Origin of the sequence: Nocardia acididurans, assembly GCF_016741815.1 — a bacterium.
In the GTDB taxonomy this organism is placed as follows: Bacteria; Actinomycetota; Actinomycetes; order Mycobacteriales; family Mycobacteriaceae; genus Nocardia; species Nocardia acididurans.
On sequence record NZ_JAERRJ010000008.1, the window covers coordinates 48,800 to 73,009 of the forward strand.

A 24,210-nucleotide genomic window follows, 5' to 3' on the forward strand; every position below is an offset into this window, starting at 1 on the left:
CGATCTCAACGATCGTGTTCCGTGGCCGGTGCGAGGGCGATCTCGCCGGTGAACGGTACTGGGCAGGAAGGGATTTCGCTGCAGGAGAGCAGGTCGTCGCAGCCGGCGGCGAGGGTGGCGCGCAGTGTGTCGCGCACGGCGGTCAGCTCGGCGAGCCTGGCGTCCACCTCCGCCAGTTTCGTGGCCGCCCGAGCCCGCAGACCGGTGTCGGGACGTGCGCCCGCGCGGGTGGTTTCGAGCAGGTCGGCGACCTCGACGAGGGTAAAGCCCAGGCGCTGGGCGGCTTTGATGATCCGCACCGTCGTCACCGCCCGCTCCGGGTAGAGGCGATGCCCGCCCAGCGTCCGCTCCGGCTCGGCGAGCAGGCCGCGGCGTTCGTAATAGCGCAGCGTCTGAATGTTCACCCCCGCCGCCGCGGCGACCTCGCTGGTGCGTAACCCCGTACTCATCGCGCGCCGGCCCGGACCGCGAGGGCGTCGAGAACATCCACCCGGGAGTCGGGAACCTCGATGCGCATCACCACGCCGCCCGGTCCGGATTCGACGGTGAAGGCGAAGAACGAACAGCACGCGGCTTCCCGCGCCGCCAGATCCCGTCCGCGGGCTTCGGATTCGGCGCTGAGCCACAGCTCGAGCCGCGTGCGATCCACTCGGTCGGCGCGCTGCACCGCCTCGGCGAAGAACTGCTCGAACTCCGCCACCCGCAGCGGTTGCTCGGCCGTCGGCAGCGTGCACGAGTCCGGTACCCAGTCACCGGCATCACTGGTGGTCATGCTTCCACGGTAAGCCTGTACCCGGGTACCGGATGCAAGAGCCGACGGCCCGAAAAACAGTGCGCTAGCGGATCGTGCCCACGCCGGGGATCAACGGCAGATCCAGCGCGGACACCCATCCGGGTGGGAGCTGGTTGACCGCGGGCACCGCGTTGAGGGCGCGCATGCCGGTGGCCAGGCAGCCCGCGACCGCCGGGGTGCGCCCGGAGCCGTCGGTGAAACGGAACTGGGTCTCCTGGCTGATCGAGGGCGAGCCGACGATGTCGACGCGGTAGACGTCGTCGCGGTGTCCGGCCGGCCAGTCCGGGGCGGCGTCGGCGCCGATGCGGTTCACATGCTCCAGGGTGATGACCTCACGGCCCTGATAGACGCCGTTGATGGTGAACCGGATGGCGGCCACCGTGCCCGCCTTCACCATGCCCTTGGCGGTGGGCCGGTCCTCGGGGGTCACCCATTTCTCCCAGGTGGTGGTGATGTCATCGAGTTCGATGCCCGCGGCGGCCGCGATCATCGGCACGGTCGGACCCCAGGCCATGATCAGCACGTCCGGATATTCCAGCAGCGCTTGGAATTCCGGCGGATGGCCGATGCCCATCTCGAACTCGTAGTCGCCCTCGTACTCGGTGTAGTCGAGCAACTCCGAGGCACGGACGGAGGTGACCTCCCCGCACAGCCCCATGAGCGTCATCGGGAACAGGTCGTTGGCGAAGCCGGGATCGATGCCGGTGGTGAAGCAGGACGCGCCGCCCTCGGCGCAGGCCGCGGTGATGGGGTCACGCCACACATCGGGAGTCTTGTCCATGGCGGGCCACACCCACGGTGTCATGGCGGTCGAGCACACGTCGATACCGGCGCGCAGGAAAGCGCTGATGACGCGGATGTTCTCGTCGGCGAACTGGGCGGTGGGGCCGTAGTGCACGACGGCGTCGGGCCGCAGCGCGATGAGCTCGTCGACCGAATCCGTGGCCAGCACACCGGTTTTCGGCGCGCCGCACAGATCACCCGCGTCCCTGCCGACCTTGTCGGGGTTGCTGACGCCGACCCCCACCAGCTCGAAACGGGGATGGCGCAGGATTTCGGCGAGCACCATCGAGCCGACGACGCCGGTGCCCCACAAGACGATTCGCTTCCTCATGATCGCTCCCGTGCTCATCGGTGGAACTCGCCACAGTCGACGGTCAGCATCTGTCCGGTGACGGCGCTGGCCAGATCGCTGGCCAGGAACAGCGTGGCGCGGGCGACCTCCTCGGGCCAGGCCAGCCGCTGCAGATCGGTGGGTGCGGCCTTCTCCCGATAGATGTCGGCGTGCGTGACACCGGCCTGGCTCGCCAGCCAGTCGAAATAGGCCTTGTTGATGTCCTCGTAGACATAGGACGGCGCGACGCTGTTCACCCGGATGCCGCGCGGGCCGAGTTCGGTGGCCAGCGACGAAGCCAGGTGCTGCAGTGCGCCTTTGGAGAGTTTGTACCCGGAGTACTCGGGCTGCGAACTGTAGGACACGCACGAGTTGAGCATGATGATCGACCCGCCGGTGGCCGCGAGCGCATCCGCGAACAGGGCGGAAAGACGCAGCGGCGCAAAGACATTGGTCTCGTTCACGGTGCGCAGGTGATCGAGCTCGATCTGGGTGATCGGGTTCATCGGCGGAATCGCGAAGGCATTGTTGATCAGGCAGTCGACGCGCCCGTACTCGGCGAGGGTGCGCTCCAGCAGGGACTGCCGCTGCTCCTCGACGGTGATGTCGGCGGGAGCGACCAGAACCGCGCCGCCGTGCGCGCGCACCTGCGCGGCGATGCCGTCGAGCTTGCGTTCGGTGCGGCTCGCCAGCACCAGCTTCGCGCCCATGCGGGCGGCTTCGATGCTCAGCGAATGGCCCAGGCCGGGGCCGACACCGGAAACCACGACGACTTTGTCCTGCAGCAGCGGCACCGGGCGATAGGTCTGCGCGGGTGCGGTGATGGGCGGGGCAGCTGACACGATCGACTCCTCGAGTCCCCAGTCGTTACAGTCTGTAACGACAAATGATGTGACAGACTGTAACGACTTCATACCGTGCGGACAAGGACGAATTTCATGACCGAACGACCCCGGCTGGGCCCGCGTCGCGATCCCGCGGTCGACCGCGCGGTCCTCGACGCCGCGCGCGCCCTGCTGGTCGAAAAGGGTTATGCCGCAACGTCCATCGACGCCATCGCCGCACGTGCCGGGGTGAGCCGGCCGGCCATCTACCGGCGCTGGCCGTCCAAGGCCCATCTCATCGCGAAAGCGGTCTTTCCCGATGTGGGCTTCGATCAGAAGGCTCCCGACCTGGTCGGCGAGATCCGCAAGGTGATCCGGGGGACCGTGCAGCTGTTCGGCTCCGCGGAGGCCCGCGCCGCCATGCCCGGCCTCATGGCCGAGATGCGCCAGGACGCAGGGCTTTACGACAAACTCTCCGCGCGCCTGGACGCCCCCACCCGCGCCGAGCTCGCCGACTATCTCACCGGCGACCAAGCGCACGCCGATGACACCGCGGAGCGTTCGGATCGCGACGCCGACACCGTCCTGGACGCCATCGCCGGTGCGGCGCTGTTCGCCATGTGCATTCGCGATATCGACGATGTCGAAGGCTTCACCGCCTCCCTCGAAGATCTGCTGCTGTACGGAGTCATCGGACTGCGCGGTAGGCAGTCCTAGCCCGCCCGCCCGGATTACGCTGACGGCCATGCTGGTGGGACGCGATGCCGAGCTGGCCGAGATCGACGGGCTGCTGGCCGCGGCGACCTCGGGACACGGTCGGGCGCTGGCGATTCGAGGCGAAGCGGGGATCGGGAAATCGGCGCTGCTCGACCATGCCGCCGCCCGCGCCGCCGGGCAGCTGCGGGTATTGCGCGGTGTCGGAATCGAATCCGAGATCGAACTGGGCTTCGGTGTGCTGCACATGCTGCCGTATCCCTGCGCCGACCGGATCGGGCTGCTGCCGGGACCACAGGCGGCGGCGCTGCGGGCCGCCTTCGGGCAGGCCGAGGCCGAGGAGGTGAATCGGTTCCTGGTCGGGGCCGCCACCTTGACCCTGCTGGCCGAACTGGCCGCCGAGACGCCGACGCTGCTGCTCGTCGACGATGCCCAGTGGGTCGATCAAAGCTCCATGGACGCACTGCTTTTCGCCGCCCGCCGGTTCGGGGCGGATGCGACCGCGATGATCCTGGGGGTGCGCGACACCGCACTGCCCTTCGCCACACCGGGAATCGCGACACTGCGACTGTCCGGGCTGCCGCGCGCCGCCGCCCTCGCACTGCTGGATCGGTGCACGCCGGGTCTCACCGAACCGGGACGCGAGCGGGTCCTGGCGGAATCAGCCGGAAATCCGCTGGCCCTGCGGGAATTGGGTGGCGCGCGGCGGAACGCGGAGATCACCGGGCGGATCGATCCCGGACACGAGGCCGGTCCGATGGCCGTGACCTCCCGGGTGCAGGAGGGATTCCGTACCCAGATCGGCGAACTCCCCACGGGCACAAGAACTCTGCTGCTGATCGCGGCCGCCGACAGCGGCACCGATATCGGCACGGTGCTCGAAGTCGCTGCCCGGCACGGCCTGTCGAACGCGGATCTGGCACCCGCGGAACAGGCCGGACTGGTGACCGCGGACAGCGATCGGCTGGTGTTCCGGCATCCACTGATCCGCGCCGCCGTGTATCGGCATGCGCCGCATCACGAGCGGATCGCCGTGCACGCGAGCTTCGCCGAGGTCCTGACCGCGCCCGGCGATGCCGATCGCCGAGCCTGGCACCTCGCGGCCGCGACCACGCAACCCGATGAACGCGTGGCCGAGGCGCTGGAACAGACCGCGCAGCGCCAGCAGCGCCGCGGCGGCACGATGGCCGTCTCCGCGGCCTACGATCGCGCCGGACGGCTCAGCGTCGACCCCGAACGCAAGGCGCACCGGATCCTGCGGGCCGCGCGCGCCGCCTACGACGCGGGCAATGCGGATCGTGCGACACGGCTGGCGGTGGAAGCCGTATCGCTGACCGGCGACCTCGAAATACACGCCGCCGCAACACATATCCGGGCCCAGGTGGAATACGAGCGGACCTCACCCGCGGCCGATGCCGAACTCAGCCTGCGGGCGGCGGCGCTGATCGCGGACAGCGCACCCGACCGGGCGGCGTTCATGCTCGCGGAGGCGGTCTGCTGCGCCCGCGACGCCGCGGACCGGGATCTGCTGGTGCGGGGGGCCGAACAACTGAAATCCCTTCGGCTACCCGCGAACTCGCCGCTGGGAATCCATGTGGCGGCGCAGATCGCCTGGGCCGACCTGCTCGGCGGAGATCCCGCGCCGGCGGTGGCCGTCATGTCGGCGCAAATCGCCGCGGCCCACGGTGATTCGGTGGACGACCTGCACAAGGTGGTCGCGGCCTTCAGCGGGTTGATGCTGGCCGACGACACGGCCACCGCCGCGATCATGGACGAGTTGATCACCGGCGCGCGGGCGATCGGGCAGCTGCAATGGATTCCCTACGCGCTCGAACTCGCGGCGCTCGCGCACCTGTTCACCGGTTCGTTCGGGGCCGCGAGAGTCGCTGTGGCCGAGGGTATCTCACTCAGTGAAGAACTGGGCATGCCGATCGAGGCCGCCGCGCTGCGGGCGATCGAGGTGTGGCTGCTCGCGGTGAGCGGGGACGCGGCGGGCTGCCGGGCGCTGGCCCGCGAGATCATGCCGGGGTTGTCGGAGACCCATCGCACGCACGCGGCCCTCGCCACCTGGGGCGTAGCGCTCGCCGAACTCGCCGCGGGCGACGCCGACACGGCACTCGATCGGCTCGACAGCGTCTGTGCCGGTCCCGCCGCACACGACTTCCTGATCCGCGCGGTACCCGATCATGTCGAGGCGGCCGTGCGCGGTGGTCATCGCGACCGGGCCGATGAGCACCTGGCGGACTTCGGGCGATGGGCCGACAGTGTGGCAAACCCGTTGGCGGCGGCGCTTTTCCAACGCTGCCGCGCATTGCTGGCCGTCGGCGACGAGGCCGCGCCGCAGTATGCGGCCGCGCTGGCACACCACGACGAGCACGGTGGCCGCTACGACCGCGCCCGAACCCAGCTGCTCTACGGCGAGTGGCTGCGTCGCCGCCGCCGCCGCTCCGATGCGCGCAGCCACCTCCTCGAAGCGCTGGACACCTTCGACAGGCTCGGAGCGCGGCTCTGGGTGGAGCGGGTGCACGCCGAACTCGCCGCGCTCGGCGATCTGCCCGCCGCAGCCCGCCGCACCGACCCGCTGGCACAGCTGACGCCGCAGGAAATCCAGGTGGTTCGACTGGCCGCCGCCGGATACAGCAACCGGGAGATCGGCGCCCGGCTCTTCCTGAGCCCGCGCACCATCGGTCACCACCTGTACAACGCATACCCGAAACTGGGGGTCACCCGGCGTGCCGAACTGGCCCGGCTGGGGTTGGAGGTCTGAGCCGCGTAACCCCGATCCGGGGCCGGATGACCGATCCGCGCCCGGTTCGCACCGCCGGACACCGGTAACTCGACCGATGCGACCGAAAGTGCCTGCGGAATACCGTTTTTCGTGTCAGGAATCCACCAGCACACGAAAGAGACCCGCATGCTCCTCGACAACAAGACCGCAGTCGTCTACGGCGCCGCCGGTTCCATCGGTTCCGCCCTCGCCGCCGGATTCGCCGCCGAAGGCGCGAACTGTTTCCTGGTAGGTCGCACCGCCGCCACCTTGGAGACCGTCGCGGGGAAGATCCGCGCGGACGGCGGCCGGGCCGAAACCGCCGTGGTCGACGCCCTGGACGCCGCCGCGGTGCACGATCATGCCGCCGCCCTCGTCGAAAAGACCGGCAGCCTGGACATTTCGGTGAACGTCATCTCCCAGGACGCGATCTTCGGGCCGCTGGCAGGCATCCCGGTGACCGATTTCGCGCACTCCATGTCACGGCTCGTCACCTCCCAGCTGATCACCACCCAGGCCGCCGCCAAACATATGGTCGCCCAGGAATCAGGCGTGATCCTGTTCTTCGGCGGCTCCGACTACGCCAGCCGGATGCCCGGCCTGGGCACCGTCCAGATCGGCAGCGACACCATCGAGGCGCTGCGCCGCCAATGGGCCTGCGAACTCGGCCCGCAGAACATCCGCGTGCTCACCCTGCGCACCGGCGGCATCCCCGAATCCCTCCCCGACATCCCGCAGACCGAAGCCGCCAAACAGGCCATGATCGAATCCACCCTGCTCGAGCGCGCCGCCACCTTCGCCGACATCGGCCACGTGGCCGCCTTCGCCGCCTCCGATCGCGCCCGCTCGATCACCGACACCCAGATCGACATCTCCTGCGGCGCATACGCGAACTGACGCGCGCGGCCGAGCGATCATGCGGCGAAGACCGCGCGCAGGACGGACTCGTCGCCGTCGATCTCGATCAGTCCGAGGGCGCGGGCGTCGTCGAGGGTGAGGGCGCCGGCGGCGAGGCCGAGGATGTAGGCGGGATCCGCGCGGACGGTGGCGTCGAGGGCGCTGCCGTCACGCGGGATGACCGCGAAACCGGAAGGGGTGGCGCGGAGCTGATAGGCGGGGTCGGCGATGTCGAGACCTATTGTGGCGGTGGGGCGTTGCGCGATCCTGGCGTCGAGCAGCGCGGGCACGGCGAGGGCGAGCCACTCGGGGCGGAAGGCGTCGCCGTCCGGGCCGCGAAGCATCAGCGGAGTGGACCAGCGGATGAGGCTCTCGATCGGCCCGCGTAGCTCGGCGCCCCACGGGGTGAGGGCGTATTCAACCACTCCGCCCGCGCCCGATAGTCGCCGTTCGAGGACGCCCGCGGCTTCGAGATCGCGCAGGCGGTCGGCGAGCAGGTTGGTCGCGATGCCGGGGAGGCCGTCGATCAGGTCGCGGTAGCGGGCGGGGGCGAGCAGGAGTTGGCGGACGATGAGCAGATTCCATCGGTCGCCGACCACCTCGAGGGAACGGGCGAGGCCGCAGAACTGGCCGTAGCTGCGCATCATGTCCTTCAATCGCTTGAGAATCTCAAGTATGCGTGAGATTCTCAAGTATACCTCGATGCCGAACCCGGAAGGGGTCCACCATGGCCGACACCACCCAGAACGTGCGGCCCGCCTGGGTCGACGACGCACTGTTTCCGTTCGAGAGCAGATTCATCGATATCGACGGGCACAGCGTGCATTACGTCGACGAGGGGTCGGGGCCCACTCTGCTTCTCCTGCACGGCAATCCGACCTGGTCATTCCTGTGGCGCGAGGTGATTCGCGAGTTGCGCGGTGACTTCCGCTGCGTCGCACTGGATTACCCGGGATTCGGGCTGTCGGCGGCGAAGCCCGGGTATCGGTACCTGCCCGAGGAGCACGCGGCGGTGGTCAGGGGCTTCGTCGACGCGCTCGGCCTGCGGGGGGTGACATTGGTCGGGCAGGACTGGGGCGGCCCGATCGGGCTCGCCGCGGCGATACGCCGGCCGGGCGTCTTCGAGCGACTGGTGCTGGCCAACGCCTGGGCATGGCCGGTCACCGGCGATCTCTACTTCGAGGCCTTCGCGCGCATCGCCGGTGGCCCTTTGACGCGCTTGCTGGCCAGGCGGTTCAACCTTGTCGCCAAGGCCTTCATCCCCATGGGCCATCACCGGCGGAAGGTGACCGCGGCGGAAACAACCCACTACCTCCGGGCGCTGGAATCACCTGATCGGCGGCACGCCAGCGCGGTCTTCCCCGGCCGGCTCACCGCCAGCCGGGCCTTCTTCGGCGAAGTGGAGGCCGGTTGCGCCGATCTGGCCGGATTGCCGACCCTGATCGTGTGGGGTGACGCGCAGATCGGTTTCCGCCCTCGGGAGCTCGCGCGCCTGGAAGCGACGTTCCCCCGGCACAAGACCGTGATAGTCGAGGGTGCGGGCCTGTACGTCGAGTCCGATGCGCCCGAGGAGTTCATCGCCGCGATCCGTGACTGGACCGCGGCCCAGCGGGGCTAGCCTCCGCCTACGAAGGCGATCGCGTCCACGGATCAGTTTGCGGCACTGCGGCGTTCGAGCAGGACGGTGTCGCGCCATCGGCCATCGAGTTGGGCGATGCGGTCGCGGACGCCGAGGGTGCGGAAGCCCGCGGAGTGGTGCAGGGCGATGCCCGCGCGGTTCTCGGGGAACAGCGACGTCTGCAGGGTCCAGAATCCGGCCTGGTCCGCGGCGATGACCTGGGTGCGGATCAGGGCCTTGCCGACGCCCCGGCCGCGCATGCCGTCGGTGACGTAGACCGAGGTTTCGGCGACGCCCCGGTGGTGGTCGTGATCGGAGACGGGGGACAGGGCGGCCCAGCCGACCACCTCGCCTTCGATCTCGGCGACCCAGCGGTGCTCGGCGAGCCACGTCGTCTCGAGGGTGTCGCGGGTGGGGGTTTCCGTTTCGAAAGTCGCTGTGCGCGTGGCGATTCCCTCATCGTAGATGCGCAGGACGACGTCCCAGTCGGCGTCGGTGAGGGCGCGGACGGTGACATCGTCGGGGACGTCGTCCGGGCAGCACGGCTGCGGTGGCAGGACGCCCATGACCGCGTCGGCGGCGTGCGGCAGGCCGGTGCAGCAGGCGGGGTTGACCGTGACGACGGTGCTGGTGCGGTCCTTGTGGACCTTCACGAATCCGACCTCGGCGAGTTTGCGGACGTGGTGGGAGACGGTCGGCTGGCCGACGCCGAGCGCTTCGGCGAGTTCGCCGACGGTGATGCCGGCGGGCCGGGTGGCGACGTGGTGCAGCAGGCGGACGCGGGTGGGGTCGGCCAGGCAGGAGAACCAGCTCGCGTAGGTGGTCGCCTCCGCGATCGGGAGCGTGTTCACACGGTGGTCGGTGCGTACGACCGGCATGTCCAGCGACGTCATGGGTTCCACTATATCGATAGGGATCGATGGTTGCGTTCATCGACGACGGTCGATAGAGCTCTCCTCAATAAATCGATACACATCGATGAAAGGAACTCCTATGAACGAGCTGCCCGTGATCGTGGTGGGAGCCGGGCCGATCGGCCTGGCCGCCGCGGCCGAACTGCGTGAGCGCGGACTGCGTGCACTGGTATTCGAACGCGGCGGCGCGGCGGGTGCGGCCGTGGCCGAATGGAACCATGTGCGCACGTTCTCCCGCTGGGCTGAGCTGATCGCGCCCGCCGCCCGCCGACTGCTGGACGGCACCGGATGGGTTGCCCCGCACGCGGATTCGTACCCGACGGGACGGGAATGGGCCGGAGACTACCTGATTCCGCTGGCCGAGGCCCTCGGCGACGACATCGTGCGGCTCGGCGCCGAGGTGGTCGGCGTGGCACGGCGCGGTCGCGACCGGGTCGTGGACGCGGGGCGTGACAGCGAACCGCTGTCGGTGCGTATCCGTCACGCCGACGGTCGCGAGGAACGGGTCCTGGCACGCGCGGTGATCGATGCCTCGGGCACCTGGGGCGGCGCGAACCCGCTCGGCGGCGACGGACTGCCCGCGCTCGGGGAATCCGCTGCCGCCCAAACCATCTCGTATCGGGTGCCGGATCTCGAGGACGCGGCCGAGCGGGCCCGCTATGCCGGGAAGCACACGGTCATCGCGGGTAGCGGGCATTCGGCGCTGGCCGCGATCGTGGCGCTGGCCGGGCTGGCGAAGTCCGAACCCGGCACGCGGATCACCTGGGTGTTGCGACGCGGGGACGTGGGCAACACCTTCGGTGGCGGCAAGGACGACCAACTGCCCGCCCGTGGCGCGCTGGGCCTGCGGGCCAAGCAGGCCCTCGAGGACGGAATGCTCCAGGTGGTGACCGGATTCCGCACCGCCGCAGTCGAACCCGCCCGCGACGGCCGGGTGGCGCTGGTATCGGAGGCCGGTGGCCGGGTCGAGGACGTGGACCGGGTCGTCGTCTTGACCGGATTCCGCCCCGAGCTGTCGTGGCTGTCGGAGATCCGCCTGAACCTGGACCCGGTGCTGCAGGCTCCGGTGGAACTCGCACCGCTGATCGACCCCAACGTGCACTCCTGCGGCACCGTGTATCCGCATGGGGTGAAAGAACTTTCACAACCCGAACCGGGCTTCTACCTGGCGGGAATGAAGAGTTACGGGCGCGCCCCGACCTTCCTGGCGCTCACCGGCTACGAGCAGGTGCGCAGTATCGCGGCCGAGCTGGCGGGCGACCATGAATCCGCCGCGCGCGTCGAATTGACCCTGCCCGACACCGGGGTCTGCGGTGGCGCGGGGGCTTTCGACGAACCCGACGCCGCCATCGCATCCGGCGGCGGCTGTTGCGGTGGCAGCGCCGCCCCGGAACTGATTTCGCTGGGCACGGTGCGCGTCGGCAACTGATCCCACCCATGTTCAACCTCGAAACCACCTCCGGGACCGGCGCTCTCACCCGCACCGGTCTGCGGCGGGTCCTGGCGGTGCTGTGCCTGACCGAGATCACCAGCTGGGGCATCCTGTTCTACGCCTTCCCCGTGCTGGCGGTCTCCATCTCCCGCGACACCGGCTGGTCACTGCCGACCATCACCGCCGCTTTCTCCCTCGGCCAGCTCGCCGCCGCACTCGTCGGAATTCCCGTCGGGCGCATCCTGGATCGCACCGGACCTCGCCTGGTGATGACACTGGGATCGGTCCTCGCCGCGGCGTCCGTGCCGGTGGTGGCGCTCGCCCCGAATCCGGCAGTCTTCTTCACCGGCTGGATCCTCGCGGGCGTGGCCATGGGCGCGACCCTGTATCCGCCGGCCTTCGCCGCCCTGACCCGATGGTGGGGTGAACAGCGGCTGACGGCGCTGATGATCGTGACCCTCGCGGCCGGGCTGGCGAGCACGGTCTTCGCGCCGCTCACCGCCTACCTCGACGCACGCAGTGATTGGCGCACAACCTATCTCGTGCTCGCGGGCATCCTCGCGGTAGTGACCGTCCCCGCGCACGGGTTCGGGCTGCGCGGCCGGTGGCCGCATCCACCAGCGCCCATCCGTGACGACTTCGCCGACCATGCCGTCGTGGCACGCAGTCGCGCCTTCATCATGCTGATGATCACCCTGTGCCTGGCGGCCTTCACCACCGCCGCGGCGGTGTTCAATCTCGTTCCGCTACTGCAGGAACGAGGATTCACCCCGGCGACGGCCGCACTGGCCCTCGGCCTGGGCGGCGCCGGTCAGGTGCTCGGCCGGCTCGGGTACCTGCCGTTGGCGACCCGCGGCAGCGTCACCCTCCGAACGCTGATCATCCTCGCCGCGACCGCCGTCGCGACGGCCATGCTCGGCGTGGTCACCGGTACGGCCGCCTTGATCGCGGTCTCGATCGGCGCCGGTCTGGTGCGCGGCGTACTCACGCTGGTACAGGCCATGGCGATCACCGACCGCTGGGGCGCAACACATTACGGACGCCTCAATGGACTCCTGTCCGCGCCCGTCGTGATCGTGATGGCGCTGGCCCCCTGGGCGGGCACCATCCTGTCGGCCTGGACCGGCAGCTACGCCCACGCCTACCTGGTCCTCGCCGCCATCGCGGCGCTGGCCGTGGTGACCGGAACGGCCACCGGCGTATCGCTCAAACTGTCCAGGACGTGACGATCAGCGGATAGCCGGAGTCAGGACGGCACGATCCGGTGGGGAAGTAGTTCGGCGACGAGATCTGCCACACGCCAGTGGATTTCGTCGCGGATCGGCCGTACAGCCGCCACCGCCCTGCCCGCCGGATCCGCGAGTTCCCAGTCGCGGTAGTCCACGCCCGGAAAATACGGGCAGGTGTCGCCGCACCCCATCGTGATCACGACCGTGGAGGTCTCCACGGCATCCGGGGTCAGGATTCTGGGGGACTGATCCGTAATGTCGATGCCGACCTCGGCCATGGCCTCGATCGCAGCCGGATTGAGACTGTCGGCGGGCACACTGCCCGCCGAGCGGACCTCGATCGCGTCACCGGCCAGATGGGTGAGAAACCCCTGGGCCATCTGTGAGCGGCCGGCGTTGTGGACGCAGACGAACAGCACACTGGGCTTGGAAGCCATTGTCGGAGCGGCCTTTCAGGAAGAGGTGGGGAGGTTTCCGGTGCGCTCGTGCGGCACCGTGACGGCGTCGGCCGTGGCCGCGCTGTCGGGGTAGAGCCAGGTGACGGCTGTCAACCCGAGCGCGGCTCCCAGGACCTGCGCGGCGATGTAGCCAGGCACCGAACCGGGCGCGATCCCGGCGAAGGTGTCGGAGAAGATCCGGCCCACCGTGACCGCCGGATTCGCGAACGAGGTCGAGCTCGTGAACCAGTACGCCGCACCGATATACGCGCCCACTGCCGCCGCGGACAGGGCCGCCCGGCCGCTGCGGGCGAGCGCGAAGATCACCGCGAGCAGCCCGGCCGTCGCCACCACCTCGCCGAGCAGATGGCCGGCGGTGAGGCGGTCGTGGCGGGAGATCTGGATGACACCGAGATCGAACATGGCATTGGCCAGCGCCGCGCCCAGTAGGCCGCCGGCGACCTGCGCGGGAATGTAGCCCGCGAGTTCGATCGCGCGCAGGCCGGTACCGCGCCGCCGCCCCAGGAACCAATCCGCCACCGACACAACGGGATTGAAGTGCGCTCCGGATATCGGGCCGAACACCAGGATGAGCACGGCCAGGCCGAGCGCGGTCGCGGTCGAATTCTCCAGTAGCTGTAATCCGGTCTGACCCGGTGAGAGCTGCTCGGCCGCGATGCCGGAACCGACGACGACGGTCACCAACAGTGCGGTACCGAGGAACTCGGCTACCAGCTTGCGCGTCACCGTGTTCACCCCGCGACGCTCGCGGGCTCGAGCGCCTCGAGCACCAGCGACAGCTGCCGCAACCCGGCTGGTTCGACCCGGTAGTACACCCAGGATCCGCGGCGCTCACTGCTCAGCAATCCCGCTTCGCGCAACACTTTCAGGTGGTGGGAGATGGTCGGCTGGCCGACGTCGAAACCGTCCGACAGGTCGCATACGCAGGCTTCCTGCCCGGCGTGGCTGGCGATCACGCTCAGCAGGCGCAGACGTACCGGATCGGACAGCGCTTTGAACACGACCGCTATCCGCCCGGCGTCGTCGGGGCGTAATGGTTCCCGCACGACGGGTGCGGCCTCGCACGCCGGTTCGCCCACTGTTACCGGGGGCAGTTCTGATTTCGACACCTGTCGATATTGACAGCTGTCGAATCCGTGGGCAAGGCGGGCCGGATTCAGCTGACGATGTAGGCCGGTCGGGCACCGGTGCTGGCGAGTGTGGTCTGGCCCTGGGAGAGGGTGACGGTGAGTTGGCCGCCGGAGCTGCTGGGCAGCACGCGACCGGGGGCGATGAGGTTGCCCGTCCAGTGCTGGAGGGTGCCGTCGCAGTCGACGAGGACGGGGCCGTCGAGCCGGATGGCGATGGGTCCGCCCAGGCCGCCTTCGAACATCTGCTCCAGGGAGCCGTCCACGACGGTGACGCCCGCGGAACCGGCGAGCACGGCGGCGGATGCTGCCGTGGCGAGAAATGCGAGCTGGGGGAGTTTACGGTGAATCATGGTGCGCCTCGATGTGATCGATGATCTCGAGATCTTGATCAGGCCATCATTCCAGTGCCGAATTGGGTCGGCGGGAAATATTGCCGAACCGTTGCCGAAAATGCGGCGCGCGCCACGGAATCAATCCTGGGTCGCCGGGTGAATTCGAATGTGAGACGGGTTGTGCCGCAGTACTATTGGTGCGGGACAAGTGGGTGGTGACGGGCGCTCTGTTCGGTCTCCCCTGGAGGAATCCATGCCCCAGCCCACCCCTCTCGAACAAGCCTTCGCCGATGCGCTGGCCGGAGCCGCTCGACTCGATAAACAAGGGATCCGTCCGGCGGGCGCCGGTGAAATGCGCCCGCGCCGCACCACGACCAATGTCGAACTCGTCAAGAAGTGCGCGGACTTCTACCGCAAGAATCGAACGGTGATGGATCGCGCGGTGGACGACGCCGTGCGGTTCCTGGCATCGCCCGACGGAATCGCGTATGTCAAAGCGCTGGAAGGGTCCTTCGACAGTGCCGAGCCGAATCCGTTGAGCGAGGAGATCGCATCGCAGATACTCACGCACGGCGAATTCCATCTCGCGACGGCACAGCCGCAGGGATTGCGGGGATTCGGCATCGGCGTCTCGGCGGGAGCCAGTGCGGTGGTCGGCGCCCTCGCGGGCGCCGATCTCGTATTCGACTTCAAGGACAGGACCCAGGTGCACGGCCGGGCCTGGGCGGGCCTCTCGGCCAAGGGCGGACTGTCCCTCAGCGCGGGTCTCGAGCTCAGTTTCTGGATCGGTGACAAACCGCTCAGCGGGGCGATCGACGGGTTCCTGGTCGACCTCTATGTCCCGAACCCGGAGTTCAAGTTGGTGGTGTTCATCCGGTTCATGTACATCAACCAGCGGCCGCAGGGCGCGACCGAGTTCGAATTCGCCGGTGTCTCTTTGCAATTCCCGTTCGGAATCGGTTTCCCGTATCGGCTGGACAAGGGCAAGGACGTGGTGCTCGCGGTGTACGCGGCCGCGCAGAAGGCCTGGGACAGAACGCGGCGCGCGACCCTGGACGTCGTCAACAAGGCCAACGGCACGGCGACCATCGCCGTGAAGGAGGTTGCGACGCTGGAGGCGACACTGCACAACACCGGCGACGACATCCCGCTGCGTTCCGGGGCGACCATGACGATCAGCATGCCGCGCTATTTCACCAACGACGATGTCGCCGCGATGAAGATAGAGCTTTCGGGATGGACGGCGTCGACGGTCGTCAGCCCGCTGGGGAATCTGAATGTGGTGCTCACCCTGTCGAAGGATTACACCTGGGACGGCGGCAGTGACCTCTTCTTCCCGATCACCAATGTCGCCAGCAGCAGTCAACCACCCGTCGGCCAGCAATCGAGCCAGGGTCAGATCGGACTCTCCCTGAGCGACACCTCGCTGACGAATCCTATTGTCGCCAACGCTGATTTCGCGCTGGTCTGGGCGAGCTCCTCCGCGACGGTGACATGGTCGACGAATACCCCCGGTTTCAAACTGCTCGGCCCTGCCTCGGGCACTGTCACCGCCTACGCCGACCCGGGATATCAGACGATGACATTGACCACCGCGGTGGATCCCTCCGGCAATACCTGGGTGCTCGGATACCAGTACAACTACAACACCGCCGACCCCACCGCGGTAATACCGCAGATCCGCGCGGTCTGGCAGAGCCAGGATTCGCCGAAAACTCCGAAAACCTATTGGCAGGGCGACGCGGTGACCCCGCAATCGCCCCCAGGAACATCGTCCAAGGCCTACTACACCGGCCTGAACACGAATCCGAATTGGGTGTCGATCACGCCGAAATTCGGTTAGCCGTCGTGGGTGCACCGGGCTCGAGGGAAGGCGAGCCCGGTGCACCGATACGGGCCGATCAGCCCAGCGTGAAACTCGCGGTGCCGCTGATCTGTTCGAGTTCGCGCTGGGAGCCGTCGTCGTAGAGGGTGACGATCGAGGCTTCCACGCGCCCGGCGCCCGGACCCATGCCGAAGCCCGTGATCACGCCGTCGGGGGCCTGCTGAATCTCACCGCGCTCGTTGACCTGGTGCGACTGCCCATTGGTGCGGCCGGTGTCGAGATTGCGCCAGCGCACGGCGACGCGGTAGCGGCTGCAGAATTCGCCGTCCTGGGTGATCCGCACGCGGACGCCGAACTCGCCGGAGCGCGGCTGCGGTACCACTGTGGCATTGATGATCGCGGCGCAGCTGGGGCCGGGGATGCGGGTGAGGGTGGTGGAGAAGATGGTGGCCGCATCGGTGGGGAGCGCGGTGGCGGGACCGGCGACGCCGACCAGGGCCGCCACCACCGAGGTGGCCGCGAGGCCGGCGCGCAGGAACATCGACGGCTTGCGGGCGGGGCGCTGTGTTGTGCTCATGACCACTGCGTCGGTGGTGGCCAGACGATCATTAGCGCAAGCAATCAACCCCAATTTTGGGGGCACTTCCCGTGTTAACGCCGGAAATGCCCAGGGCGACAACTACTCCCGCTCATCATCGGGGTGCAGCAGCCGCTGCGGACCCGCACCGTGCGCGGCGAGGGTGTCGCTCGGGTTGAGGACGTAGCAGCGGCGTAGCGAGAGGCAGCCGCAGCCGATGCAGCCGGTGAGCTCGCGCTGCAGCTGTTCGATTTCGCGGCGGCGCGCCTCCAGATGATCGCTCCAGCGCTTGGCGATTCGATCCCAGTCCCGTTTGCTCGGCATGCGTTCCGCGGGCAGGCCCTCGAAGGCCTCGGCCACCTCGGACAGGGGGATGCCGAGGCGTTTGGCGAACAGCACCAGGGACAGCCGCCGCAGGACGTGGCGCGGGTATCGGCGCTGGTTGCCCGAGGTGCGGACCGAGGCGATCAGGCCCTGATCCTCGTAGAAGCGCACCGCGGACGTAGCGACGCCGGCGCGCTGTGCGAGCTCGCCGATGGTGATCAGATCGGTGGGTGCGGCCATGGACACTCTCTCTTGACTTCAAGTGAGCTTGAAGTTCTAGCGTAGCGCGGGTGACCGCAACATCATCGAAAGCCTCCGCCGCAGCGGCGAATACGCGTGCGAGCGCGGAGCCGGAACCGGACACCGAAGGCGCCGGACGGTGGTCGGAGCTGTTCGCTGGACGGTATCTGGCCACGGTGGCGATCCTCGCGGGCGGTGTGGCGCTCTACGCCATGAACCTGTACTTCACCGCCGCGCTGATGCCCTCCATCGTCGAGGACATCGGCGGTGAACGGTATTACGCGTGGGTGGCGACCGGGTTCCTGATGGCCGCGGTCATCGCCTCCATGCTGGTCAGCAGACTCCTCTCGGTGGGCGGAGCCGCGACCGCCTACCTGGTGGGCTTCCTGGTGTTCGCGGCCGGAGCCGCCGTCAACGTCGTGAGCCCGACCATGGAGGTCCTCATCGTGGGCCGCGTGGTGCAGGGCTTCGGCGGTGGTTTGCTGGCCGGGCTCGGCTACGCCGTCATCAGAACCGCACTGCCGGCGCGGCTCTGGGCGCGAGCGGCCGGACTGGTCTCGGCCATGTGGGGTGTGGGCACGCTCGTCGGCCCGGCGCTGGGTGGCGTCTTCGCCGAACTGGGCCTGTGGCGCTGGGCGTACGGGCTGCTGCTGGCTGTCGCCGTAGTACTGGCCTCGCTCACCCGGAAAGCCTTGCCGCGCACCGCGAAATCCACGGCCCGCCCCAGCCCGATCCCGGTGGTGCCGCTGGTGCTGCTCACCCTCGCGGCGAGCGCGTTCAGCCTCAGCTCCACCGTCGCCCCGGGCGTGGCGACCACCATCGCACTCGTGGTCGGCGCGCTGCTCATCGCGGCGTTCCTGCTCGCGGAGATCACCGGGTCGGTGAGCGTGCTGCCCAAGCTCACCTACACCCGTGGCAGCGGCCTCACATGGATCTACCTCACCGTCGCCGCACTCTGCGCGGGCGTCATGACGGAGAACTTCATTCCCTTGTTCGGGCAGAAACTGGCGGGCCTGACCCCGCTCGCCGCAGGTCTGCTCGGTGCGGCACTGTCCGTCGGATGGGTTGTCGCGCAGCTCTTCAGCGTAAATTTCGCCGCCGCCGGTGCGCGCCGGGCCATTCGCATCGCACCGCTGCTGCTCACCGGCGGCCTGCTCGCCTACGCGCTGACGCAGACCGACGACGCTTCGCCCGCGCTCGTAATCCTCTGGGCGAGTGCGCTGTTCCTCGCCGGCACCGGAATCGGCCTGGCCTTCCCGCATCTGAGCGTCGCCGCCATGAGCAGCACCGACGACCAGGCCGAGGGTGCCAAGGCCGCGGCCGCCCTCAACACCACCCAGCTCATCTCCTACGCGGTGACCTCGGCCATCGCGGGTACCCTCATCCGCCTCGGCGACGACTCCCTGGTCGATTCGGCCCGCCTGATGACGGTCGGCATCGCCGTGCTCACCGCCCTCGGCGTGGCCACCGCCGTGCTCGCGACCCGACGCCGGTAGCCGTCGGCCCGCGAGCTCCGCGGCGCCGAGGTTCGCGGATCGTTTGCGTGGCGGTCCCGGTGGTACCGCCACAGCAGGCGAGACCTCGAGGTGAAGGAGTATGTCGTGGAAACACCCGAGCGGGGACCGGGCCGCCGGGCCGGCGCACTGTCGGTGTTCGACCGATTCGCCAGCAAGGCCAGCGAGTGGGCGTCGCGTGCCGGATTCTTCGTCTTCTGTGTCGTGCTGGTGGTGATCTGGGCGCCGACCATCCTGGTGCTGCCCAGCGTGGACACCTGGCAGCTGGTGATCAACACCGCCACCACGATCATCACCTTCCTGCTGGTGGCATTGCTGCAGAACACCCAGAGCCGCAGCGATGCCGCGATTCAGGAGAAGCTCAACGCGGTCGCGGGCGCGCTGGCCGCCTTCATGGGGGAACTCAGCGCGGAATACCCGGAGCTCGAACGGCACCGCAGCGAGCTGGCCGACGCGGTCGGGCTCGAGCGCCGGGAAGGATCACGGCATCGGTGACGGGACCGCTGCGCTGGTGGACTCGAGGCGGGGGTCGACGGCGGTGGACTCCACGGTGGCGCCGGGCGTGAAGAACAGTTCGACCACCTCGACGATGTCGATATGCCGGTGCCAGTGGCCCTTCGGGACGATGGCGAACTGCCCGGCCGTCAGCGGAATACGGTATCGGTCTGTGGCGGTGAGGATTTCGACGGTGACACTGCCCCGCAGGACCATGAGGAGTTCGTCGGTATCGGGGTGGAGTTCCCAATCCGAGGATTCGAGGCTGTCGCCGTAGTACATGCAGAACGCGGAATCGTTGAACGGGGCGAGTTCGCGGAAATCGAAGGGGTCCAGGGTTTTCGCGAGGTCGAGTGGGTCGTGGCTACGCATGTCGGGATGCTCCGATCGTGGGTGCGACGGGTTCGGGGAGGACGGTGCGGATCATGGCGGCGCAGTGGTCGGCGTCGTCGAGCCAGGGGGTGTGAGCGCCCGGCACGATTTCGAACCGCGCGCCGGGGATCCGCTCGACGGACCGCCTGCCCTGTTCGGGTGGGCAGAACGCGTCCTGCCGGCCCCAGAGGAAGAGCAGCGGCGTGGCGATCCGTGTCAGTTCCGCTGTGGTGAGAATGTTCTCGGGTCGGGGGTCGCGCCCCTGGATCAGACGGCGGATCAGGGCGCGGTAGGAGGCGGCCTGCCCGGGTAGCCGGAGCGGGAGCCGGTGCAGGTCGAGCATGTCGTTCGACATGGCCTGTGCCGCAGCGGATCCCATCGCTTCGGCCAGGGCGATCCGGGCGGCGAATCGGGGGGACGCCAGAGCGGCCAGGCGTTGTTCGATCGGTCCGCGGATCGGGGAGGCCAGTGCCGCCATCGAGGGGATCGGGCGACAGCCCGGCAGTGCCGTGGCGGGTGTGCCCAGGATCGTCGCCTGGGACAGGCGTGCCGGGGCGTCGAGGGACATCGCGAGGGCGAACAGGCCGCCGAGCGAACTACCGATCATCGCCACCCGGGGGAGCTCGAGCGCGTCCAGCGTGCCGGTGACAATACGAACCGCCGATTCGCGGACCGATCGTCCCTGCCAGCGACAGGGAGCGGAGAGGCCGTGGCCGGGCAGCTCGAGCAGGAGATGACGAAATCCGGGCAGGCGTGCGATCAGGGGAGCGAAACCCATCCCCGGTGTCGCGATGCCGTTGACGGAGAGGACGGGCGGCCCGGAACCGATGGTCAGGACGCGCACCCGGACGGACGGATCATCGAGAGTGATCATGTGCTCGCCGATCGTCAGCCCGTAGCTGTCGGCGACGCGCCGCTCGGCCGCCCGGATGCGCGCCTCGAGGGACTGTGCAGTACTCATACCCCCACTGTCGCGATCGGGGCATGCCGGTGTCTTGGAAGAATGTTCCCGCCGCGTCAGTTTCGGGCGAGCGCACCCGGCGTCGTGCCGGCGAACAGCGCGATATCGCGATGCAGATGCGGTTGGTCGGCATACCCGCAGGCCGCGGCGACCCGGGCGGGCGGTGTGCCCGCGAGCAGCAGGTCGAACGCGCGCCGGAAGCGCACCACCATCGCGGCGTGCTTGGGGGTGACGCCGATCTGCGCGGTGAACCTGGACCACAACCGTTTCCGGCTCCACCCGGTGAGTTCGGTGAGCTCCCGCACGGTCACACCGCCCACATCCGTGACGATACGAGCCCAGGCGGCGGCGACCTCGGGATCAGGGCTCCGGCTCGAGTCGCGGTCGATCAGGAAGCGGCTCGTCAGGGCGAATCTGGCTTCCCAGGAATCGGTTTCGGCCAATCGGTCGCGCAGCAGCCGGGCGCGCGCGCCCCAGAGGTGGTCGAGATCGGTCAGGGTGCCGTGTAGTTCACGCGGTGAGACGCCCAATCGGGAGTACGCGGCCAGCGGCGACAAACGCAATTCGACGCATTCGACCCGCGTGGTCCGGATCCGGGGCGTGCCCGGTGACAGTCCGGCGACGACCCCGCCGAAAGCCGGTTCCCCGCAGGCATTCTCGACGGCCAGCGGACTGTCGCCGAACTGGATGACCACCACGACCTCGGGTCGTGCCACGACGTGCATGTCGAGACCGGACGCGGCGTGGTCCCGGAAGCCCGTCATCGAGGCCCCGGCGGCGCTCGCGCGCACGACTTCCCACCCACCGCCCAGTTCTCCGTCGGACACGATCGGTCGCACCCGGTCCAGGCTACGCGGCCCGCGTGCGCCGAGCCGAGAACACTGCGGATGCGGTGCGGCCGCCGGATACCGATGCCGTGGTCCGGCGACCACGCGCCCTGCGGATTCTCACCCGTGACCGCCACCCGCCCGACCTGGCTGCCGCAGCCCGAGCACTGGGCCGCACAGACCGTCGCCGCGCAGGACCGCGACCCTGCCCACCGACACCGTCGCCTGGCTGACCAGCGGTTAGTGCCCGGTTACCGCGGCCAGGGCGGTGCCGAGCGTGTCGTCTCCGGGGGGCCCGCCGAACCGGGCGGCGATGTGATCATCCGGGCGCACCAGGAGCGCGCCGTGTGGGCCGAGACCGCAGTGCGCGGCCTGCGCCACGGACAGCGGTTCGACCCGCAGTGGGTATGCGGCAGTGGATGATTGGGCCGCCGCATATCGTCGCCAACGTGCCGGGTCGGCGGTGAGGACGGTGAACCACTCGCCGCAGGCGTCCAGTGTCGAGCGGCCTGCCGCCACCAGATGCGGAACCCGGCGGCCGGGAGCCGCCGGGTCGGCATCGGAGAACGCGGGTGTCGTGCCGGCCGCGAGCGCGGGTGCTGCGCTTGCTGGTAGCGCGGCATCCGCGCTCGCCGGGGCCGTGTTCTCGGCGAGTACCGCGTCGGAGGCGTAGGCGTAGCCCAGGATCAGTTCCAGCTGGTCGAAGAACCGGTCCGTCCACGGCAATTCGACCTGCTCCGATGCTGTGGAGCCGTGCTGGAGCTGGTCGTGGCGGCGGCGCTGGACCTCGACGGCGCGGCGGGTGTTCGCCACCGCCTGCGCCAGTGTGCGCTCGGCGACCGGATGTCGTTCGGGCTCATAGGTTTCCAGCAGGCCGGGGGCCGCCCAGCCGCGTAGGACGCCCGCCAGCTTCCAGCACAGGTTGTGGACATCGGCGATCCCGGCGTTCATCCCCATACCGCCGAAGACCGGCACGGCGTGCGCCGCGTCACCGGCCAGCAGGATACGTCCGTGTGTGAAGCGCTGGGCGACGAAGGCATTCATCACCCAGTGCTGTAGCCGCAGCACCTCGACCTTCACCTCGGGGCCGGGGCCGAGGGAGCGGCTGATCAGATCGGGCCACTCCGGATCCGATCCCTGCTCGGGAGACGGACCGACCCAGGCCCAGCCGCCCTCGGGATACAGGGGTGCGAACGACCCGCGCGCGGTGAAGTACACACCGGCCGGCTGATCGGCACTCCAGCGCCGCAGATCGGCGTCGAAGACCACGATGGTGAAGCGGCCGAGCGCGCCGGGGCCCGTGGTGCCGATGCCGAGTAGTTGGCGCACAGTGGAATTCGCGCCGTCGGCCGCGAGCACATAGCGGGCGTGCACCCGGGTCGTCCCACCCCCGCGATGGTCGGTGAGCACACCCACGACACCGTCGCCCGCCTCGATCAGGTCGGTGAGCTCGACCCAGAACCGCACCGGCGAGTCGGCCGCGGCGAGCAGTGTCGGTTCCAGCCGGTCCTGTGAGGTGATCACCCCGAGCGCCGGACTCTCGGGAATCGGGGCATTGATGCCGACCATGCCCGCCGTGGCGAAGTCGTGGTCGCGCAGCGTATCCCGGAACCGGATGCGGCCGAACTCCGGCGGGAAGGCCTGCGCGGTGATCGCCTCGGCGACGCCGATCCGCCGGAAGATCTCCATCGAGCGCACGTTCACCAGCCGGGATCGCGGAAACGGCGACAGCCCATCATGTTTCTCGACCAGCAGGGTGCGCACACCCCAGCGGTCCAGCAGCGCCCGCGCGGCCAGCCCCACCGGACCACCGCCGACGATCAGTACCTCCACCTCGACGTCCGCCACAGCCATGCCGAACTCCCACCCATTCGGAACAAGCACAGTATCGGAAACCGAACCCCACCCCGAGTTTCGCACTTCCGCACCGGTGCGCGTGGCGAGTTCACACTGTTATCGCCGCGCGACGCTCGCCCGCAACGTGTGATCCAGTTTCCGGACGAACCGGGGCAGGTGCGGATCCGACTCGGGTAGCGCCGCGGCATCCAGCGGCCACCACCGCCCGCCGTCGAACTCGCCGGGATCCAGACTGTAAGCGTGCGAACGGTTTCCGCGAATCACATGCCACAGCGAGATGTCCACGTGCGGCTGCGGGAACGGTACCGCGGTCACCGAGAGGAACAGCGGTCGTTCCCCGACGACATCGAAGCTGCCCTCGATGCCGAGTTCCTCCCGCACCTCACGCTGTGCCGCCGCGAGGGGATGTTCGCCCGGCTCCACATGCCCGCCCATGGGCAGGAACAGTCCGGCTTTGCGATGCATACCCAGATAGATGCCGCGTTCGTCCGGATCCACCAGCACCATGTACGTCACCAGATGCGGTGACGGCGTGACGGGTTCGATGCGCCGGAAGATGTCATCGGTCGAACCGAGCCACGCCAGGGTCTGCGCGATATGGTCCCGCTCCCGCTCGTCCCAGGGCGTGAGGGCGGTGACGAGATCGGCGACGACAGCGGTGGCGGTCTGCATGGCGTGCCACCCTACGCGGCGGGTACGACATCGACCGCCGGGAATGCCGCGCGGGGCGAGTGATCCCGACCGGGACTATCGTCGAGGGCATGGGCGTGATCGGTGAACTGTTCCCGGGCAAGAAGCTGGAAGACGAGAGCGGGCAGAGCGGCGACGGGCAGACGCACCGGCCCCGGCTGGCGCTCGACCTGGATGCCGGGGTGATCCGGCTGTCGCCCCCGGCCGCGCAGCCGGTGGCGGATCAGCCCGCCGACGAGCAGGAGTGAGCCCGGTCCCCTCCGGCGTGCCGCAGGGGCGGAGCTGATCGAACCGCCGTTACGGTTG

General features: G+C 69.0%; 27 protein-coding genes. 10 read left to right on the plus strand and 17 right to left on the minus strand.

What is annotated here, in order from left to right; genetic code table 11:
- Nucleotides 1-5: 5 nt before the first annotated feature.
- From JK358_RS21105 to JK358_RS21120, 4 genes are all read right to left on the minus strand, one after another.
- Entirely contained in the window at nt 6-449 is a 444-nt protein-coding gene (locus JK358_RS21105) for a MerR family transcriptional regulator (RefSeq protein WP_201949487.1), read from the minus strand.
- Entirely contained in the window at nt 446-772 is a 327-nt protein-coding gene (locus JK358_RS21110; protein ID WP_201949488.1) for a hypothetical protein, read from the minus strand. Before JK358_RS21110 ends, JK358_RS21105 begins: the two co-directional genes overlap by 4 nt.
- A gap of 64 nt (nt 773-836) precedes the next feature.
- Nucleotides 837-1,907: an NAD(P)H-dependent amine dehydrogenase family protein gene (locus JK358_RS21115; protein WP_201949489.1), complete on the minus strand. Its 1,071-nt coding sequence runs from the start codon at nt 1,905-1,907 to the stop codon at nt 837-839.
- A gap of 14 nt (nt 1,908-1,921) precedes the next feature.
- Nucleotides 1,922-2,749 (minus strand): SDR family oxidoreductase, encoded by an 828-nt coding sequence (locus tag JK358_RS21120; protein ID WP_307817655.1) that lies wholly within the window; start codon nt 2,747-2,749, stop codon nt 1,922-1,924.
- A gap of 96 nt (nt 2,750-2,845) precedes the next feature.
- On the opposite strand from JK358_RS21120, the gene JK358_RS21125 reads away from it, so the two are divergent.
- The 3 genes from JK358_RS21125 (at nt 2,846) to JK358_RS21135 (ending at nt 7,109) form a co-directional block, all read left to right on the plus strand.
- Nucleotides 2,846-3,448, plus strand: a complete 603-nt coding sequence (locus JK358_RS21125; protein WP_201949491.1) for a TetR/AcrR family transcriptional regulator — start codon at nt 2,846-2,848, stop codon at nt 3,446-3,448.
- 28 nt (nt 3,449-3,476) lie between these two features.
- Nucleotides 3,477-6,212, plus strand: a complete 2,736-nt coding sequence (locus JK358_RS21130; protein ID WP_201949492.1) for an ATP-binding protein — start codon at nt 3,477-3,479, stop codon at nt 6,210-6,212.
- A 147-nt stretch (nt 6,213-6,359) separates the two neighbouring features.
- Nucleotides 6,360-7,109 (plus strand): SDR family NAD(P)-dependent oxidoreductase, encoded by a 750-nt coding sequence (locus JK358_RS21135; protein WP_201949493.1) that lies wholly within the window; start codon nt 6,360-6,362, stop codon nt 7,107-7,109.
- A gap of 17 nt (nt 7,110-7,126) precedes the next feature.
- Here the strand turns inward: JK358_RS21135 and JK358_RS21140 are convergent, their stop codons facing one another.
- Entirely contained in the window at nt 7,127-7,756 is a 630-nt protein-coding gene (locus JK358_RS21140; RefSeq protein ID WP_232851703.1) for a winged helix-turn-helix transcriptional regulator, read from the minus strand.
- Nucleotides 7,757-7,836: 80 nt separating this feature from the next.
- On the opposite strand from JK358_RS21140, the gene JK358_RS21145 reads away from it, so the two are divergent.
- On the plus strand, nt 7,837-8,727 hold the full coding sequence (locus JK358_RS21145; RefSeq protein WP_201949494.1) for an alpha/beta fold hydrolase: 891 nt from the start codon (nt 7,837-7,839) through the stop codon (nt 8,725-8,727).
- Between the two features lie 32 nt (nt 8,728-8,759).
- Here JK358_RS21145 and JK358_RS21150 read toward each other — a convergent pair whose 3' ends face one another.
- On the minus strand, nt 8,760-9,620 hold the full coding sequence (locus JK358_RS21150) for a helix-turn-helix domain-containing GNAT family N-acetyltransferase (protein WP_201949495.1): 861 nt from the start codon (nt 9,618-9,620) through the stop codon (nt 8,760-8,762).
- A gap of 100 nt (nt 9,621-9,720) precedes the next feature.
- On the opposite strand from JK358_RS21150, the gene JK358_RS21155 reads away from it, so the two are divergent.
- Nucleotides 9,721-11,070 (plus strand): FAD-dependent oxidoreductase, encoded by a 1,350-nt coding sequence (locus JK358_RS21155; RefSeq protein WP_201949496.1) that lies wholly within the window; start codon nt 9,721-9,723, stop codon nt 11,068-11,070.
- An 8-nt stretch (nt 11,071-11,078) separates the two neighbouring features.
- Nucleotides 11,079-12,299 carry an MFS transporter gene (locus tag JK358_RS21160; protein WP_201949497.1) on the plus strand — a complete coding sequence of 407 codons (1,221 nt, stop codon included), beginning with the start codon at nt 11,079-11,081 and terminating at the stop codon, nt 12,297-12,299.
- Nucleotides 12,300-12,319: 20 nt separating this feature from the next.
- On the opposite strand, the gene JK358_RS21165 is transcribed toward JK358_RS21160, so the two are convergent.
- Genes JK358_RS21165 through JK358_RS21180 form a run of 4 tightly spaced genes read right to left on the minus strand, consistent with a single transcriptional unit; the run spans nt 12,320 to nt 14,240 of the window.
- Nucleotides 12,320-12,739: an arsenate reductase ArsC gene (locus tag JK358_RS21165; RefSeq protein WP_201949498.1), complete on the minus strand. Its 420-nt coding sequence runs from the start codon at nt 12,737-12,739 to the stop codon at nt 12,320-12,322.
- A 15-nt stretch (nt 12,740-12,754) separates the two neighbouring features.
- The gene (locus JK358_RS21170; RefSeq protein WP_201949499.1) at nt 12,755-13,495 is read right to left on the minus strand and encodes an aquaporin; all 741 of its coding nucleotides are present in this window, start codon (nt 13,493-13,495) and stop codon (nt 12,755-12,757) included.
- Entirely contained in the window at nt 13,492-13,869 is a 378-nt protein-coding gene (locus tag JK358_RS21175) for an ArsR/SmtB family transcription factor (RefSeq protein WP_201949500.1), read from the minus strand. Before JK358_RS21175 ends, JK358_RS21170 begins: the two co-directional genes overlap by 4 nt.
- Before the next feature lie 47 nt (nt 13,870-13,916).
- Entirely contained in the window at nt 13,917-14,240 is a 324-nt protein-coding gene (locus JK358_RS21180) for a hypothetical protein (RefSeq protein ID WP_201949501.1), read from the minus strand.
- Between the two features lie 235 nt (nt 14,241-14,475).
- Between JK358_RS21180 and JK358_RS21185 the strand changes: the two genes are divergently transcribed.
- Nucleotides 14,476-16,065 carry a hypothetical protein gene (locus JK358_RS21185; RefSeq protein WP_201949502.1) on the plus strand — a complete coding sequence of 530 codons (1,590 nt, stop codon included), beginning with the start codon at nt 14,476-14,478 and terminating at the stop codon, nt 16,063-16,065.
- A 58-nt stretch (nt 16,066-16,123) separates the two neighbouring features.
- Here the strand turns inward: JK358_RS21185 and JK358_RS21190 are convergent, their stop codons facing one another.
- Complete coding sequence (locus JK358_RS21190; RefSeq protein WP_232851665.1) at nt 16,124-16,624, minus strand: hypothetical protein; 501 nt, start codon at nt 16,622-16,624, stop codon at nt 16,124-16,126.
- A gap of 102 nt (nt 16,625-16,726) precedes the next feature.
- The gene (gene soxR, locus JK358_RS21195) at nt 16,727-17,188 is read right to left on the minus strand and encodes a redox-sensitive transcriptional activator SoxR (protein ID WP_201949503.1); all 462 of its coding nucleotides are present in this window, start codon (nt 17,186-17,188) and stop codon (nt 16,727-16,729) included.
- Nucleotides 17,189-17,238: 50 nt separating this feature from the next.
- Here soxR and JK358_RS21200 point away from each other — a divergent pair, with 50 nt between their 5' ends.
- Complete coding sequence (locus tag JK358_RS21200) at nt 17,239-18,684, plus strand: MFS transporter (RefSeq protein WP_307817656.1); 1,446 nt, start codon at nt 17,239-17,241, stop codon at nt 18,682-18,684.
- Between the two features lie 105 nt (nt 18,685-18,789).
- Nucleotides 18,790-19,197: a low affinity iron permease family protein gene (locus JK358_RS21205; protein ID WP_201949504.1), complete on the plus strand. Its 408-nt coding sequence runs from the start codon at nt 18,790-18,792 to the stop codon at nt 19,195-19,197.
- On the opposite strand, the gene JK358_RS21210 is transcribed toward JK358_RS21205, so the two are convergent.
- From JK358_RS21210 to JK358_RS21230, 5 genes are all read right to left on the minus strand, one after another.
- Nucleotides 19,183-19,569, minus strand: coding sequence for a cupin domain-containing protein (locus JK358_RS21210; RefSeq protein WP_201949505.1), 387 nt, complete (start codon nt 19,567-19,569; stop codon nt 19,183-19,185). The genes JK358_RS21205 and JK358_RS21210 overlap by 15 nt on opposite strands.
- Nucleotides 19,562-20,530 (minus strand): alpha/beta fold hydrolase, encoded by a 969-nt coding sequence (locus JK358_RS21215; protein WP_201949506.1) that lies wholly within the window; start codon nt 20,528-20,530, stop codon nt 19,562-19,564. Before JK358_RS21215 ends, JK358_RS21210 begins: the two co-directional genes overlap by 8 nt.
- 56 nt (nt 20,531-20,586) lie before the next feature.
- A complete protein-coding gene (locus tag JK358_RS21220; RefSeq protein WP_307817657.1) occupies nt 20,587-21,369 on the minus strand; it encodes a helix-turn-helix domain-containing protein in 783 nt (260 codons plus the stop codon).
- 228 nt (nt 21,370-21,597) lie between these two features.
- Complete coding sequence (locus JK358_RS21225; RefSeq protein WP_201949507.1) at nt 21,598-23,211, minus strand: FAD-dependent monooxygenase; 1,614 nt, start codon at nt 23,209-23,211, stop codon at nt 21,598-21,600.
- Nucleotides 23,212-23,310: 99 nt separating this feature from the next.
- The gene (locus JK358_RS21230; RefSeq protein WP_201949508.1) at nt 23,311-23,886 is read right to left on the minus strand and encodes an NUDIX domain-containing protein; all 576 of its coding nucleotides are present in this window, start codon (nt 23,884-23,886) and stop codon (nt 23,311-23,313) included.
- 89 nt (nt 23,887-23,975) lie between these two features.
- On the opposite strand from JK358_RS21230, the gene JK358_RS21235 reads away from it, so the two are divergent.
- A complete protein-coding gene (locus JK358_RS21235; protein ID WP_201949509.1) occupies nt 23,976-24,152 on the plus strand; it encodes a hypothetical protein in 177 nt (58 codons plus the stop codon).
- Nucleotides 24,153-24,210: the final 58 nt, after the last annotated feature.